Here is a 489-nt window from a genome sequence, read left to right as displayed (position 1 = left end):
GACAAACTGCACGTTGCTGTCGGCCAGCTTGCCCTTGGAGTACATGACGTTGTCCTCCATGCCGACGCGGATATGGCCGCCCAGGGCCACCGCGCCGTAGAGCATGGTCATGGCGGAGTGCCCCACGCCGAAGCAGCTCCAGGTGGAGCCGGGACAGGCGGCCTCCATGGTCTCCTTCATAAAGACCAGGTTCTTCATGCTGCCGGCGATGCCGTTGGCGCAGCCCATGCAGAACTGGAAGTGCAGCGGCCCCTTCAGCACGCCCTTCTTCAGGTAGTACTGGGCGTTGTAGATCATGCCGGGGTCAAACGCCTCGATCTCGGGCTTGACGCCCCACTCCTGCATATTCCTGCCCAGCTGCTCCAGGAACGCGGGGGAGTTGATGAACAGGCTGGTGTGCAGCCAGTTCATGGAGCCGCAGTCATAGGAGCCCATCTCGGGGCGCAGCTGCTCCAGGTGGATCTGGCGCGTCTCGTCGGTGGCGTTCAG

1 protein-coding gene is annotated in these 489 nt (G+C 63.2%); it reads right to left on the bottom strand.

Features of this window, described 5'->3' with window-relative positions; genetic code table 11:
* A partial coding sequence (locus NE547_RS17995) for a 3-keto-5-aminohexanoate cleavage protein (protein WP_256176624.1) occupies positions 1–489 on the bottom strand: 489 nt, incomplete at both ends.

The sequence above is a fragment of the Flavonifractor sp. DFI.6.63 genome (assembly GCF_024462255.1).
Classification (GTDB): Bacteria; Bacillota; Clostridia; order Oscillospirales; family Oscillospiraceae; genus Lawsonibacter_A; species Lawsonibacter_A hominis.
The sequence above is the reverse complement of the archived record's forward strand: the minus strand, read 5'-3'. Positions and strand labels throughout refer to the sequence as shown.